The 14944-nt window shown below is 71.5% G+C and carries 14 protein-coding genes; 7 read left to right on the top strand and 7 right to left on the bottom strand.

Features of this window, described 5'->3' with window-relative positions; translation table 11 throughout:
- Nucleotides 1-29 precede the first annotated feature (29 nt).
- Nucleotides 30-929, top strand: a complete 900-nt coding sequence (gene mca, locus JI751_RS17455) for a mycothiol conjugate amidase Mca (RefSeq protein WP_201939343.1) — start codon at nt 30-32, stop codon at nt 927-929.
- Nucleotides 930-952: 23 nt separating this feature from the next.
- Complete coding sequence (locus JI751_RS17460; protein WP_201939345.1) at nt 953-1186, top strand: hypothetical protein; 234 nt, start codon at nt 953-955, stop codon at nt 1184-1186.
- Here JI751_RS17460 and JI751_RS17465 read toward each other — a convergent pair.
- Genes JI751_RS17465 through JI751_RS17475 form a run of 3 tightly spaced genes read right to left on the bottom strand, consistent with a single transcriptional unit; the run spans nt 1183 to nt 4642 of the window.
- A complete protein-coding gene (locus JI751_RS17465) occupies nt 1183-1806 on the bottom strand; it encodes an SAM-dependent methyltransferase (protein WP_201939348.1) in 624 nt (207 codons plus the stop codon). The genes JI751_RS17460 and JI751_RS17465 overlap by 4 nt on opposite strands.
- Nucleotides 1807-1826: 20 nt before the next feature.
- Nucleotides 1827-2609, bottom strand: coding sequence for a DeoR/GlpR family DNA-binding transcription regulator (locus JI751_RS17470; RefSeq protein WP_236666417.1), 783 nt, complete (start codon nt 2607-2609; stop codon nt 1827-1829).
- Nucleotides 2610-2632: 23 nt separating this feature from the next.
- Complete coding sequence (locus JI751_RS17475) at nt 2633-4642, bottom strand: beta-galactosidase (RefSeq protein ID WP_201939351.1); 2010 nt, start codon at nt 4640-4642, stop codon at nt 2633-2635.
- A gap of 167 nt (nt 4643-4809) precedes the next feature.
- Here JI751_RS17475 and JI751_RS17480 point away from each other — a divergent pair, with 167 nt between their 5' ends.
- The 4 genes from JI751_RS17480 to JI751_RS17495 are packed head-to-tail and all read left to right on the top strand — an operon-like array spanning nt 4810 to nt 8350.
- Entirely contained in the window at nt 4810-6138 is a 1329-nt protein-coding gene (locus JI751_RS17480; protein ID WP_201939354.1) for an ABC transporter substrate-binding protein, read from the top strand.
- Nucleotides 6139-6141: 3 nt separating this feature from the next.
- On the top strand, nt 6142-7086 hold the full coding sequence (locus JI751_RS17485) for a carbohydrate ABC transporter permease (RefSeq protein WP_201939357.1): 945 nt from the start codon (nt 6142-6144) through the stop codon (nt 7084-7086).
- Entirely contained in the window at nt 7083-8015 is a 933-nt protein-coding gene (locus JI751_RS17490; RefSeq protein WP_201939359.1) for a carbohydrate ABC transporter permease, read from the top strand. The genes JI751_RS17485 and JI751_RS17490 overlap by 4 nt, the downstream gene beginning before the upstream one ends.
- Nucleotides 8016-8038: 23 nt before the next feature.
- Nucleotides 8039-8350 (top strand): hypothetical protein, encoded by a 312-nt coding sequence (locus JI751_RS17495; RefSeq protein WP_201939361.1) that lies wholly within the window; start codon nt 8039-8041, stop codon nt 8348-8350.
- Here JI751_RS17495 and nagA read toward each other — a convergent pair.
- Nucleotides 8347-9480, bottom strand: coding sequence for an N-acetylglucosamine-6-phosphate deacetylase (gene nagA, locus JI751_RS17500; RefSeq protein ID WP_307814339.1), 1134 nt, complete (start codon nt 9478-9480; stop codon nt 8347-8349). The two genes, JI751_RS17495 and nagA, sit on opposite strands and share 4 nt — an antisense overlap.
- Nucleotides 9481-9482: 2 nt before the next feature.
- Nucleotides 9483-10211: a GntR family transcriptional regulator gene (locus JI751_RS17505; RefSeq protein WP_201939380.1), complete on the bottom strand. Its 729-nt coding sequence runs from the start codon at nt 10209-10211 to the stop codon at nt 9483-9485.
- Between the two features lie 97 nt (nt 10212-10308).
- On the opposite strand from JI751_RS17505, the gene JI751_RS17510 reads away from it, so the two are divergent.
- Complete coding sequence (locus JI751_RS17510) at nt 10309-11370, top strand: SIS domain-containing protein (protein WP_236666418.1); 1062 nt, start codon at nt 10309-10311, stop codon at nt 11368-11370.
- Between the two features lie 132 nt (nt 11371-11502).
- Here the strand turns inward: JI751_RS17510 and JI751_RS17515 are convergent, their stop codons facing one another.
- Nucleotides 11503-13866: an Ig-like domain repeat protein gene (locus tag JI751_RS17515; protein WP_201939383.1), complete on the bottom strand. Its 2364-nt coding sequence runs from the start codon at nt 13864-13866 to the stop codon at nt 11503-11505.
- Nucleotides 13867-13948: 82 nt separating this feature from the next.
- Nucleotides 13949-14944: a YihY/virulence factor BrkB family protein gene (locus JI751_RS17520; protein WP_201939392.1), complete on the bottom strand. Its 996-nt coding sequence runs from the start codon at nt 14942-14944 to the stop codon at nt 13949-13951.

A 14944-nucleotide genomic window follows, 5' to 3' on the forward strand; every position in this document is an offset into this window, starting at 1 on the left:
CGTAAGAGAGGGCTCCTAGGATGGAGACCATGGCCCGACCCCCCGCAGACCAGTCGCGCACCGGTCTCCGACTCATGCACGTCCACGCCCACCCCGACGATGAGTCGAGCAAGGGCGCCGCCTCCACCGCGAAGTACGTCGCCGAGGGCGTCGACGTGCACGTCGCCACCTGCACCGGTGGCGAGCGCGGCTCGGTCCTCAACCCCAAGATGGACCGCCCCGAGGTCTGGGAGAACATCTCGGAGATCCGCCGCGAGGAGATGCACCGCGCCCGCGACATCCTCGGCATCCGGCAGGACTGGCTCGGCTTCGTCGACTCCGGCTGGCCGGAGGGCGACCCCAAGCCGCCGCTGCCCGAGGGCTGCTTCGCGCTGGTCCCGCTCGAGGAGTCGGCCGAGCGCCTCGTGCGGCTGATCCGCGAGTTCCGCCCGCACGTGGTGACGACGTACGACGAGCGCGGGGGCTACCCGCACCCCGACCACATCCGCTGCCACGAGGTCTCCGTCGCTGCGTTCGAGGCGGCCGGCGACCCGGAGAAGTACCCGGACGCCGGCGAGCCGTGGCAGCCGATGAAGCTCTACTACCACCACGGCTGGAGCTGGGCGAAGACCAACGCCCTGCACCAGGCGATGCTCGACCACGGTCTGGAGTCGCCCTACGCGGAGCGGCTCGAGAAGTGGGAGCGCGAGCCCGACTGGGACGACCGGATCACCACCAAGGTCCCGTGCGGGGACTACTTCGGGGTCCGCGACCAGGCGCTGCTGGCCCACGCGACGCAGATCGACCCCGACGGGATGTGGTTCGCGATCCCGCGCGAGATCCAGCAGAAGACGTGGCCCACCGAGGACTACGAGCTGGTCTCGTCGACCGTCGAGAGCGTGCTGCCGGAGGACGACCTGTTCGCCGGCATCCCCACGCCCGCTCCCTGATTGGGAAGTGGGACACTGGGGTCATGTCCCTGCTGATCGTCTCGCTGTCCGTGCTCATGGACGAGACCCCCGACCCGACCGAGGTCAAGGCCGGCCCGCTCGGCTTCGCGGTGTGGATGTTCATGATCCTCGCGGTCGTCGTCATCGGCTTCAGCCTCGTCAAGCAGCTGCGCAAGGCGCAGGCCGCCAAGGACGCCGGCGTCTTCGGCGACGAGCCGGTGGTCCGCGACGAGGACACCTCCGAGAAGAAGTCCTAGGCCGCCCGCACGACCCGCACCAGGCAGTCCCAGGCCGTACGCCGTTCCTCGCCGCCGTGCTCGTCGGCTGACCTGACCTCCCGGGCCACCCGCTCCGCGCGCACCACCCGGACCTCGAGGCCGTCGAGGTCGGCGAGCACGTCCTCCGCCGTCATCAGGACCGACGGGTCCTGCGGCCCACCGGTGCCCTCGGCGAGGTTGGTCGAGTCGTGGCCGACGAGCAGCAACGTGCCGCCCGTCCGCAGCATCGCGAACGCCCCGCGCACCGCCCGGCGTCGGTCATCGGCCGGGAGCTGGAGGTAGGCGACCACCACGAGGTCGACCGGCTCCTCGGGTGCCCACCGGGTCGCGTCGGCGCAGGTCCACGTGAGGCGCCCCTCGAGGCTGAGGTCACCCGCCAGCCGCGCGCCCTTGTCGAGCGCCACGTGCGAGAAGTCGACCGCCGTTGCCGACCAGCCACGCGACGCGAGCCAGATCGCGTTGCGTCCCTCGCCGGCGCCGAGGTCGACGGCCGTGCCCGGGGAGAGGTCTGCGAGCTCGGCGGCCACGAACTGGTTGGGCTCCTGTGACCAGACGAGCTCGCTCGCGGCGTACCGCTGGTCCCATGCCTGCGCGTCCATGGGGTCAGCCTAGGCCGGGCTCACGCGTCGGCGTCGCCCTCGTCGTGGACGTCCGCCGGGTCGACCATGACGAGCTCGTCGACGTGGTCGGACAGTGCGCCGCTGGCCTGCGCCGAGAGGCCCGAGTCGGTGATGAGCACCGCGGCCTGGGAGAGCGACGCGATGCTGCTGAGGCCCACCACCCCCCACTTCGTCGAGTCGGCGCACACGATGAGGCGGCGCGAGCGCTCGATCATCGCGCGGTTGGTCTCGGACTCGAGCAGGTTGGGCGTGCTGAAGCCCGCACGGACGTCCATGCCGTGCACGCCCATGAAGAACGCGTCGACGTGCAGGCTGCGCAGCGAGGACACCGCCACCGGGCCGACCAGCGCGTCCGACGGCGTACGCAGGCCGCCGGTCAGCAGCACCGAGGTGGTCGACTCGCCCGTGCGGTGGAGCTCGTCGGCCACCCACACGGAGTTCGTCACCACGGTGAGGTTCGGGACGCGCGCGAGGTGGCGGGTGAGCGCGTGGGTGGTCGTGCCCGCGGAGACCGCGATCGCCATGCCCTCGTGCACCAGCTGGGCGGCGGCTGCGGCGATCGCCTCCTTCTCCAGCTGACGACGTACGGACTTGGCGGCGAAGCCGGGCTCGGAGGACGACGGCTCGGCCACCGCCATCGCTCCTCCGTGGACCTTCTCGAGCAGGCCCTCGCGGTGGAGCGAGACCAGGTCCCGTCGCACGGTCATGTCGGAGACGCCGAGCAGCTCGACCAGGTCGGTGACGCGGACCGTGCCGTCGCGGCTGAGCGCGCCGAGGATCATGCTCCGCCGCTGCGCCGCGAGCATCACGCGCTCCCGAGGGTCTGGCGGATCACGGCCACGCCCCCTGCGGGGACCTCGAACCCGTCGGAGACGTCGACTCCGGACACCAGGTCGACGCCGCTGGTGGGCACCGGGGCGGGGGCGGTGCCGTGGTTGAGCACGAACAGCCAGCTCGCGTCGTCGCCCACGCGGCGGCTGACCTCGACCAGGTCGGACGCGCCGGGGAGCCGTTCGAGCCCGGCGTCGGTGACCAGCCGCCCGACGAGCCGGTCGGTGCCGGCGGGATCGAGGCGCGTCGCGACGTACCACGCCTCCCCCTCGCCGACCTCGCGCCGGGTGACCGCCGGGATCCCGGCCGCCGGCCCGTCGACGTACGTCGCCACGGCCTCCGCCCCGGCGAGCTCGAGGTCCTCGGCCCAGGTGTCGGCGGTGACGACGCCGTCGCCGAGCCCCTCGACGCGCACCGAGTCACCCGGCATCAGAGGCAGGAACTCGGTCGAGCGCACGCCGAGCAGCTCGCGGAACGCACCCGGGTAGCCGCCGAGGCGGATGTGGTCGGACTCGTCGACGATGCCGCTGAAGTAGGTCACGACGACGGTGGCCCCGGCCTCCGCGGCCGCGTTCACGGCCGCTGCGGCCTCGTCGGAGACGAGGTAGAGGGTCGGCACCACGACGAGATCGTAGGACGAGAGGTCGGTGCTCGGGTGGACCACGTCGACGCCGATCCCCTGCGCGGTGAGCGCACGGTGGAGGTCCTCGGCGCGGTCGCGGTAGCGGATGTCCGAGCTGGGGTGGGAGTCGAGCTCGCAGGCCCAGGAGGCCTCGAAGTCGAACAGGATCGCGGCCTGGTTGCGTGACCGGCTGCCCACGACCTCCTCGATCGAGTCGAGGATGCCGGAGAGCTCGACGACCTCACGCCACTGCCGGGTGTCGGTGCCGGCGTGGGGGAGCAGGCCCGAGTGGAACTTCTCGGCCCCGGCCCGTGAGGCGCGCCACTGGAAGAAGAGCACCGCGTCGGCACCGCGGGCGACGTGCGAGAGGCTGTTGCGGATCATCTCGCCGGGGCGCTTGGCCGGGTTGCGGGGCTGCCAGTTCACGGCGCTCGCCGCATGCTCCATCAGCAGCCACGGCTTGCCGTCGGCGGTCCCGCGGGTGAGGTCGGCGCTGAAGGCGAGCTCCTGGTGCCCGTCCGCGCCGGTGCCCATCAGGTAGTGGTCGTTGGAGACCACGTCGAGCTCTCGGCCCCACCGCAGGTAGTCCATGCCGACCGTCTGGCGCATGACCATGAAGTTGGTCGTGACCGGGACGCCGGGTGAGGTGCGGTGCAGCACGTCGCGCTCGACGATGAAGTTGTCGAGCAGCTGGTCGGAGGAGAAGCGCGCGAAGTCCAGCTGCTGGGTGGGGTTGGCGTGCGTCGGCGCGGCCCGCGGCGGCAGCACCTGCTCGAAGTCGTCGTAGCGCTGCGACCAGAAGGCCGTGCCCCAGGCGTCGTTGAGGCTGGCCACGTCGTCGTACCGCGCGCGCAGCCAGGCGCGGAACGCCGCGGCACTCACGTCGCAGTAGCACCGGGCCACGTGGCAGCCGAGCTCGTTGGAGACGTGCCAGAGCGCCAGCGCCGGGTGGTCGCGGTAGCGCTCGGCCATGGCCGAGCAGAGCTCGAGGGCGTGCTCGCGGTAGACCGGTGAGCTCGGGCAGAAGGACTGCCGACCGCCCTGCCAGAGCGTCCGGCCGTCCTGGGTGACCGGGAGCATCTCGGGATGGCGGTGCGTCAGCCACGGCGGAGGCGAGGCGGTCGCGGTGGCGAGGTCGACCCGGATGCCCGCGGCATCGAGCTCGTCCATCTGCTCGTCGAGCCAGCCGAACTCCCATGCCCCCGGTCGGGGCTGGATCCACGCCCACGAGAAGACGGCCAGGGTGACGAGGTCGACCCCGGCCTCGGCCATCAGCCGGCGATCCTCGCGGTGGGCGGGCGCCGGCCACTGCTCCGGGTTGTAGTCGCCGCCGAAGGCAAGGGGTGGCAGGGGAGTCGGCATGGCGTCAACTGTGACCACCGATATGTGTGGAAGTCAACGATTCAACTGCAGAAAGCGTGGGAAAATGTTTGATCTGGTTCGAATTGAGGCGGGGAAGACCTTGACGAGGGTGTGCCAACCGTCACATGCTGTGGATCCCTGTTTGGTTTTGTCTCAGGAGGTCCCCCGTGTCACGTCCCCCTTCCACCGCCATCCCTCGCTCGACGATGGTCACCTCTGCTGCCACGCGCCGCTCGGTCCTGCGGGGCATCGGCCTCAGCGGGCTCGCCGTCGGCGGGGCCAGCCTCCTGGCCGCGTGCGGCGGCGACAGCGGGGGCCCGGCGACCGGGTCGGGCGCCACGGTCAAGTTCGGCATCAACGAGGCCGAGGGCGCCGGAGCCGCGCACGACCGCCTGGCGGCGATCGCGCAGGCCTACGCCAAGGAGTCCGGCACCAAGGTCGACCTCAACGCGGTCGACCACAACACCTTCCAGGAGAGCATCAACACCTACCTCCAGGGCACTCCCGACGACGTCTTCACCTGGTTCGCCGGGTTCCGCATGTCGCAGTTCGCGGAGAACGGGCTGATCACCGACCTGAGCGACCAGTGGCCGATCGACGGCCTCAACGACTCGTTCAAGCAGGCCTCCACGGCCTCCGACGGCAAGCAGTACTTCGTGCCGATCAGCTACTACCCGTGGGCGGTCTTCTACCGGAAGTCGGTCTTCGAGAAGAACGGGTGGGCACCGCCGTCGTCCAACGACGAGTTCATGGCGCTCATGGACGACATGCAGGGCAAGGGCGTCACCCCGTTCGCCTTCGGCGACAAGGACGGCTGGCCCGCGATGGGCACCTTCGACATCCTCAACATGCGGCTCAACGGCTTCGACTTCCACATGAGCCTGATGGCCGGCGACGAGGCGTGGGACGGCGACGAGGTGAAGGGCGTCTTCGACACCTGGCGCAAGCTGCTGCCCTACCACCAGGCCGACCCGCTGGGCCGCACCTGGCAGGAGGCGGCGACCTCGATGGGCAAGGGCGAGTGCGGGATGTACCTCCTCGGCACCTTCGTCGTCGACGCGCTGGGCGAGAACGGCGAGGACCTCGACTTCTTCACCTTCCCCGAGCTCGACTCCTCGATCGGTTCGGACGCCCTCGACGCTCCCATCGACGGCTTCTGCGTGGCGTCCGCCGGCAAGAACCAGGACGCCGGCAAGGCGATGGCGAAGTGGCTCGGCAGCGCGGCTGCCGCCGACGCGGGCAACAACGCCGCAGACGCACCGTTCATCGCGGCCAACTCCGGTGCCAGCACGTCCACCTACAGCGACCTGCAGAAGAAGTCGGCCGAGGTGGTCGGCGCCGCTGCCAACATCGCCCAGTTCATGGACCGCGACACCAACGCCGACTTCGCCAACACGGTGATGATCCCGTCCATCCAGGAGTTCCTGAAGAACCCGGACGACATCGACGGGGTGACGGCCAGCATCCAGGAGCAGGCCAACTCGATCTTCGGCTGAGCGATGACACATCTCGACGAGGCGCCGCGGTCGGAGAAGACCGAGAAGGCCGTGGCGCCTGCCCAGGGCCGGGAGAAGAAGCTGCCGGGCCGCGACCGGCTCACCGTCATCGTGATGGTGGCGGTCCCGCTCGTGCTGGTGGTCCTGCTGGTGTGGGTGCCGGCGCTGCTGTCGGTGGCCCTGTCGTTCGGCAAGTGGAACGGCTTCGGCGACCTCGACACGATCGAGTGGGTCGGCTTCCAGAACTACCAGGACATCTTCACCATCTACCCGGCCTTCTGGCCGGCCGTGCAGCACAACCTGATCTGGCTGGGCTTCCTGTTCCTGCTCCCGACCGTGCTGGGCATGCTGCTGGCCGTGGTCCTCGACCGCGAGATGCGCGGCAGCCGGTTCTACCAGACCGCGTTCTACATGCCGGTCGTGCTGTCGCTGGCGCTGATCGGGTTCATCTGGCAGCTCTTCTACTCGCGCGACCAGGGGCTGATCAACCAGGTCTTCCACAGCGAGGTGGACTGGTACGGCGACCCCGACATCAACCTGTGGGCGGTGCTCGTCGCCACGGCCTGGCGCCACACGGGCTACATCATGCTGATCTACCTGGCCGGCCTGAAGGGCGTCGACGCCAGCCTGCGCGAGGCGGCGGCCGTCGACGGGGCCAACGAGGTGAAGACCTTCTTCCAGGTGATCTTCCCGGTGATGCGCCCGATCAACATGGTCGTCATCGTCATCGTGGTCATCGAGTCGCTGCGCGCGTTCGACCTGGTGTGGGTCATCAACAAGGGCCGCAACGGCCTCGAGGTGATCGGCGCCCTCGTCGCGCAGAACGTGATCGGCGAGGCCACGCGCTACGGCTTCGGGTCGGCGCTCGCGGTCATCATGATGCTGATCTCGTCGATCTTCATCACCATCTACCTGCGGACCGTCTTCCGTGAGGAGCGCCAGCGATGACGTACGAGACTCCCGTCGCGACGGCGCCCGCGGCAGCGCGTGCGGTGACGCCGCCGACCCGCAAGGAGGGTGGCGTCCTGAGCAAGCGGCGCGGTGCCGTCGCCACGGTGATCATGGCCGTGCTCGCCCTGCTCTGGCTCTTCCCGCTGGTGTGGGCACTGATCAACTCCTTCCGCGAGTACGAGTACACCCAGGTCAACGGCTACCTCTCCTTCGGCGGCTGGACCACGAGCAACTACGAGCAGGCGTGGTCGCAGGGCAACTTCGGCCTGCACATGAAGAACTCGCTGCTCATCACCATCCCGGCGGTGCTGCTCACGCTGTGGCTGTCCTCGATGGTGGCCTTCGTGCTCGCGCGCTTCAGCTATCGCTTCAACCTCGCGCTGCTCGGTGTCTTCCTCGCCGCCAACCTGCTGCCGCCGCAGGCGCTGCTGATCCCGGTGTTCCGGATGTTCCGCGAGATCCCGCTGCCCTACTTCATGAGCGACTCCGGGTCGATGCTCAACAGCTTCTGGGCGCTGATCTTGGTCAACACGGCCTTCCAGATGGGCTTCTGCACCTTCGTGCTGAGCAACTACATGAAGACCCTGCCCTACGAGATCTACGAGTCGGCCGAGCTCGACGGGGCGAGCGTGTGGCGGCAGTACTGGCAGCTGACCATGCCCCTGGTCCGACCTGCCCTCGCCGCGCTGGCGACGCTGCAGGTCACGTGGGTCTACAACGAGTTCTTCTGGGCGACGGTCCTGATCCAGCAGGGCGACAAGCTCCCGGTGACGTCGGCGCTCAACAACCTGCGGGGCCAGTTCTTCACCGACACCAACCTCGTCGCAGCGGGGTCGATCATCGTGGCGCTCCCGGTGCTGGTGGTCTTCTTCGCCCTGCAGAAGCAGTTCGTGTCCGGGCTGACGCTCGGGTCCACCAAGGGCTAGGGCCGCGGACCTAGGGTGCGGGCATGGATGCTTCTCGCGACATCATGGAGTCGGCCAAGCCGCCCAAGCCTCCCCGGCCGGGCACGTCCGGCCGCTCGCCCGAGGAGGTCGACGGCGCGCGCAGCGTGAACCCGCTCCTGTGGACCATCACCGCCTGTGCCGTCGCGGCCGCGGTGTTCACGGGGATCACCGCGTGGGAGACGCACCAGGACCGCGCCAACACCGAGCTCATCTACTGCAGCTTCTACTCGGGCGACCAGTTGCAGCAGGAGGGTGAGGAGCGGACGTTGACGGACTACGAGAAGCGGCTCGTCGACCAGCTCGGCTGCGACTAGCGCACCCACGCCCCGGCGCGCATCACCCTGTCGACGGTCAGGTCGCCGTCGAGCACGACCAGGTCGGCCCGCCGGCCGGCCTCGAGCGCGCCGACGTCGGCGAGGCCGAAGGCGCGCGCCGGCGCGGTGCTGGCGGCGTGGACGACGTCGAGCAGCGGCAGCCCCGCCGTGCGTACGGCGAACCGGACCGCCGCGTCCATGGTGAGGGTCGACCCGGCGATCGCGCCCTCGCCCGTCGGATCGGCGAGGCGCGCGACGCCGTCACGCACCTCGACGGCCATCTGGCCGAGCGCGTAGTCGCCGTCGGGCGCACCCGCAGCCGCCATGGCGTCGGTGACGAGGATGCAGCGGCCGGGCTTGGCCGCGAAGACGGTGCGCAGCAGGGCCGGGTGCAGGTGCACGCCGTCGGCGATCAGCTCGACGTCGACGGGGGAGTCGAGCAGCGCCCCGACCGGCCCGGGGTCGCGGTGGTGGAGCGGGCGCATCGCGTTGAAGAGGTGGGTGCCGAGCCGGGCGCCGGCGTCGAGGGCGGCGCGCGCCTCGTCGTAGGTCGCGTCGGTGTGGCCGATCGCGGCGAGCACGCCCGCGTCCACGAGACGGCGTACGGCGTCGATGCCGCCGGGCAGCTCCGGGGCGAGCGTCACCATCCGCACTGCTCCGTCGCCGGCTGCGAGCAGGGCCTCGACGGACGCCGGGTCCGGGGTCGTGAGCGAACCGGGCTGGTGGGCGCCGGAGCGCCGCGGGCTCAGCCACGGGCCCTCGAGGTGGACGCCGGCGATCCGGCCGTCCTGGACGAGGAGCGCGAGCTCACGGACGGCGGCGACCATCCGGTCGCGGGTGTCGGTGACCAGGCTCGCCGCCATCGACGTGGTGCCGTGGGCGAGGTGGGTGGCGGCGACCACGGCGGCCGCGTCGGCCGTACCGCTGTCGAAGGACGCGCCACCCCCGCCGTGCACGTGGAGGTCGACGAACCCGGGGACGACGGTGACGTCACCCAGGTCGAGGGTGGGCTCGACATCGAGGGTGCGCGGTGGCGCGCCCTCACCGACCCCGGCGATGCGGTCGCCGTCGAGGAGCAGCCACCCCGGCGCGAGGATCCGCGCCGGGGTGACCACGTGGGAGGCGGTCACGATCACGGCGAGCCTGCACTGAGGGTCATGTGGACCTGGTAGCGGTCTCCGCGGTAGCGCGAGACGACGTGCTCGACCGGTCGGCCGGCGGCACTCGAGACGCGGCGGAAGACGAGGAGGGGGGTGTGGGCCGACGCCTCGAGGCGACGCGCGGTCGCACCCTCGGCGGACTCGCCCCAGAGCGTCTGCTCGGCACCGTCGATGAGCAGGTCGTAGCGCTCGGCGAAGAGCGTGTACAGCGAGCCGGTGAGGTCCTCGGTGTCGAGGTCGGGCAGGAGCGAGCGCGGGTACCACCCCTGCTCGATCGCCATCGGCTGACCGTCCGCGAGGCGCACGCGGTCGATCCGCCACGCCGTGCCGCGGGCGCCGAGCCGGAGGGACTTCACGACCTCCGGCGGCGGGCGCTCCTCGTCGACCCGCATCAGCCGGGTCGACGGCACGAGCCCGCGCCGCCGCATGTCGTCGGAGAACGAGGCGAGGTGGAGGTGGGTCTCGACGCGCGGTCGGGCGACGAACGTGCCCTTGCCGTGGATCTTCTCCAGCAGCCCACCGGCCACGAGGCTGTCGATGGACTTGCGGACGGTCGCGCGTGAGACGTCGTAGGTCGCCATCAGCTCGCGCTCCGACGGGATCGCGGCGCCCGGGCCGAGGTCGCGCGTCGCCAGCTCGGCCAGCACGTCGCTCAGCTGGACGTGCTTGGGGCGGGGCCCCGCCTCGAGCTTGGTGGCCATGTCGTCCTCTCGACGTCCGAGCGATCCACAGGTATGGTCTGGTACGTACCAGTTGGAGAGCATGGCTCTGCCGCCGCGACGTTGTCAAGGGACCACGATGAACAGCACCGCCGCCAGCACCCGGATGGCCGCCGAGATCGCCGAGCAGCCCGCGGCCGCCCGACGGACCCTCGACCACCTGCTGCCCGAGCGCGACCGGTTGCGCGAGGTCGCCGACGGCCGGCGGCGGGTGCTGCTGGTGGCCCGCGGGTCGAGCGACAACGCCGCGATCTACGGCCGCTACCTCCTCGAGGTCGTCGCCGGCGTCTCCGCCGCGCTCGCGGCGCCGAGCGTCGCGACCCACTACCGCGCCCGCCTCGACCTCGCCGACACTGTCGTCGTCTCGGTCTCGCAGTCCGGTTCGACCACGGAGATCGTCGAGACCCAGGCGTGGGCGCGCGACTGCGGTGCCGTGACCGTCGGGGTCACCAACGTCGAGGGCTCCCCGCTCGCGTCGGCGGCCGACGTCGCGCTGGTGACGCAAGCCGGTCCGGAGGTCGCCGTACCGGCCACGAAGACCTACCTCACCCAGCAGGTCGCCCTCGCGGTCCTGGCCGACGCCCTGTCGGACGGAGGCCTCGCCGCCAACCTGGAGCGTGTTCCCGACGCGGTCGAGGGCCTGCTCACCACGGACGTGTCCGACGCCGCCGAGGTGCTCGCGGGGGCGGACCGCGTCGTCGTCTCGGGGCGCGGGCTGCTCCTCGGCACCGCCCTCGAGACGGCGCTCAAGATGGAGGAGACGTGCCTGCGACCGGTGCGCGGCTACTCATACGCCGACCTGCGCCACGGCCCGATCTCCGTCGTGTCCGACGGCCTGGTCGCCGTGCTGGTCGGAGCTGCCCACGGCCCACTGGCCGAGCCGATGGCCGACCTCGTCGGCGACCTCAGGGGCCGCGGCGCGCGGGTGCTGGGCATCGGGGGCACGGCGGCGTTCGCCGAGCGCTGCGACCTCCACCTCGCCGGCCCGGACCTGCCCGAGACCGTGGAGCCCATCGCCTCGATCGTGCCCGCGCAGGTGATGATCGAGCAGATGGCCCTGCGCATGGGCCTCGACCCCGACAACCCCCGCGGCCTCGAGAAGGTCACGTCCACCGAGTTCGACGAGAAGAACCGCGCATGAGCGCGTTCGTCGGCGGTGCCGCTGGCGATCGTGACGTCCGCCGGACCGCCGTGGGTGGACCCGTCAGTGAGCGGCTGGGGGGCGATCCGGCAGCCGCCGTCGCAGACGACCTGCGTCGGCTGGTCCCGACCGTCAGTCCGCGACGACCCTGATCGACCGCGTCGCCGACGAGGCCGACGTGGTCGCGTCGCCGCGGTAGCGGGCGACGAGCTTCACCTTCGTCCCCTCCAGCCTGGGCAGCCGGAGCCTGGCGGTTCCGGAAACCAGGGTCAGCGTCGTCCTCCGCCTGCCGACCTTGACGACCACGGTCCCGCGGGCGGGTGCCGCGCCGCGCACGACGCTCACGGTGATCCTCGGCCGCGATCCGACCCCGGCCTTCCTCGGCGCCCTGATCGTCGTGGTGCTCGTCGAGAGCATCCCTGCCGTCGGGGCTGCTGTCGGGGCTGCTGTCGGGGTTGCCGTCGGGGTTGCCGGCGGGGGCACCGGCGCGACCGGAGCGGTGGTGGTCGGCACCGGGTCGGCGGCGATGGTCAGCTCGCGCACCGGGGACGTCGAGCCGACGTAGGACGCGGGCTCGCTGGGCACGAACGTCGCCCGGTAGGCGTGCTCACCCGGGGTCACCGAGGCCAGCGTCATCGAGGCCGCTCCGGCGACGATGTCGCGGGTGCCGACCAGCGCACCTCCGTCCCGGAGCTCGACGGTCCCGGCGGGCGCGCCGCCGTCGGTGGCGACCCGGACGTCGAGCGTCACGTCCCGGCCGGAGGCCGTCGCGGTCAGCCCGGTGGTGGACCAGACCTGGACCGTGACCGACCGCGCAGGCGACACCGAGCCGACGTGGGTGGTGCCCAGCGGCACGAACGTCGCGGTGTAGGTGTGCATGCCGGGCTCCACGGACGTCAGGGTCACGGCGGGCGGGAGCACGCCCAGGGTCGCGCGGCCGACCTCGGTGGCGCCCTCCGTGAAGACGACGTCACCGACCAGTGATCCCAGCGTCGTGGTGGGCGTGGCGGTCAGCGTGACGGACCGGCCGCTGGCCGCGAGGTCGAGCCCGGTCAGCGTCGGCGTCGGCGTGGGCGTCGGCAGGCAGCCGGACAGGGCCATCGTGTAGGCGCCGAGGGAGCCGTAGTCGTCGTACCCCGTGCTCCACGGTCCGTTGCCGACGCCGTCGACCGAGACGTAGTAGAGGCCGGGGTCGACGGTGCGGGTGAGGGACGCCCCCATCCCTGACGCCGTGGTCAGGGAGGTCTGCGTCGACGTGGGGTCTGCGGTGGCGACGACCTGCCCGAGGGCATCGATGAGGGTCAGCTCGATGTCGAGGTTGGCCTGTGCCGGCAGGGGGTCGGCCGCAACCGTGACGCTGCCGCTGCAGGTGCCGAGGAGGAAGGTGTCGACGTCCGTGCGGCTCGAGACGTACGACGTCGACGCCGGCAAGGACGGCGCCCCGAGGATCCCGGACGGGGCCTCGTCGACCCGCTCGCCGACGACCGAGCGGATGATCGCGACGTCGTCCTCGGTGGTGGTGGCGCCGGCGTAGTCGCCCTTGCTCCACTGGGTGATCGGGTGGTCGTAGCCGACGCCCATGATCGGCGCCCACGCCCCGTGGCCGCGGTCGTAGGACTGCATGGAGTTGCCGTCGTGCCTCAGGCCGAGGTTGTGCCCGACCTCGTGGGTGGCCGCCTCGGCGATGTTCTTGGGCGAGTTGCCGAGCTTCTGCGGGAACACCCAGGCGGGCTGCCGGTAGCCGTAGCCGTCGCCGCCCGCGCCTCCACTGGTCGTGCCGAAGACGCCGATGTAGGCGACGCCGCCGCAGCCGGTCGGGCAGATCGCCTCCTGCGCGCCGACGCTCGGGGTGATGAGGACGTGGGAGCCGTACGCCGCGTCGAGGACGCCCGAGCGGTGGATGCCGGCCGGGCCGGGGTCGGCCGTTGTCACGTCCACGTCGAACGGCGCGTAGTCCTCGGCGACGTACTCCCAGACCGTCTGGACCGCGGCGAGCTCGGCGCTGGTGAAGGGCGCTCCGTTGCCGGCGGGGTCCCACGCGGGTTGCGTGATCGGCGTCGTCGGGTAGCTGGCGTGCCACCCGGTGGCGCTGGCGGAGCCGCCGTCGAAGTCCAGGTAGATCGTCTTCGTCGAGCCGGGCTTGCTGTGCAGTTCGAAGGTCTGGTCCAGCGGCGCCTCGGCGACGACGGGCTCGTCGGCCGGCGCCGGAGTGGTGGTGTCGGTGAAGAAGACCGTGCCCGTGTTGTCGACCCAGGCCGACGGGTCGGACGTCAGCAGGTCGGTCAGCGCTGCCGCGGACATCTCGTTGCGCGCGGCGGCCTCGTCGAGATCGCTGCCGAGCAGGCGTACGGCCCGGGCGCCCCGGGCGGGGTGGTCGAGCCGGACGTCGGTCGTGGACCGGTCGCCGCCGGTCTGGGCGGTGGCCGGGAGGCCGGCTCCGACCCCGAGCAGGACGGACAGGGCAGGCAGGGCGGCACGCACGGCCAGACGACGCATGGAAGCTCCTCGGCGGTCAGGGGAACGCTAGGGACGCCTCACCCCCGACGCAGTCGAAACGGCCCCGGACCACCCGTAGTGACTACCCGTCCTCGGCCGGTCGGTCACCGACGGTGCGGGCGTGGGGTCGACCCGGGTCGTCGAGCGCCGGCGAGGGCTCGCTCGCCCGCAGTGCCTCGAGCTGGGCGCAGACCGCGGTGCCGTAGAAGAAGGCGATGGACGACAGCAGCGCCCACAGCAGCAGCGCGAAGACGCCCGCCAGCGGTCCGTACACGCTGCCGAAGGAGCCGCTGAAGGAGACGTACGCCGCCAGCCCGAGCGTCGCGACCGCGCTGAGCACGACCGCGATCCCCGACCCCAGGGCGAGCCACGACAGTGCGGGCTGCCGCCGACGCGGTGCGTGGTCGAGGAGGACCGCGATCGTGAGGACGAGCAGGCCCAGCCCGATCGGCCAGCGCAGGGCGTTCCACCAGTCCTCGGTGGTGTCGGACCAGCCGTAGTTGTCGACCATGGCCTCGCCGAGTGCGCCGCCGCCGACGATCATCACGAAGCCGATGCCGACGGGCACCGCCAGCACGGCCGTCAGGACGGCCGCGCGACCGTACTTCGCGAGCGCCTTGCGGTCGCGCCGGATGCCGTAGATGCGGTTGGCGCCGCGCTCGACCTGCGCCATCGCGGTGGTCATGGACAGGAGCGCGAAGCCGAGGCCGAGCACGAGGGCGACCTCACCGGCCTTCTCCGACTCGTCGGGGTCCTTGACCGCCGACGCCAGGGCGTCGCCGTCGCCGGAGCCGGGGGAGAGCGAGTCGACGACCTGGGCGACGACGGCAGCCGGGCGCTCCTCGTCGAGGTCGGCCGCGAGCCCGGTGAGGGCGAGGAGGAACGGTACGACGGCGAGGCAGGCCTGCAGCGCGAGCGCGCGCGAGTTGGTGAAGCCGTCGCCGTAGCGGAACCGCACGAACGACTCGACCGCGATCTTCCTCAGACCGTGCCGCCGGGCGAGGTGCCACGCGTCGAGCGCGTCGAGCTCGTCACCGTCCATCTCGGTCGTCACGGGGACGGTGCGCGCGGTCGTCAT

This window comes from Nocardioides baculatus, from assembly GCF_016735675.1.
GTDB lineage: Bacteria > Actinomycetota > Actinomycetes > Propionibacteriales > Nocardioidaceae > Nocardioides > Nocardioides baculatus.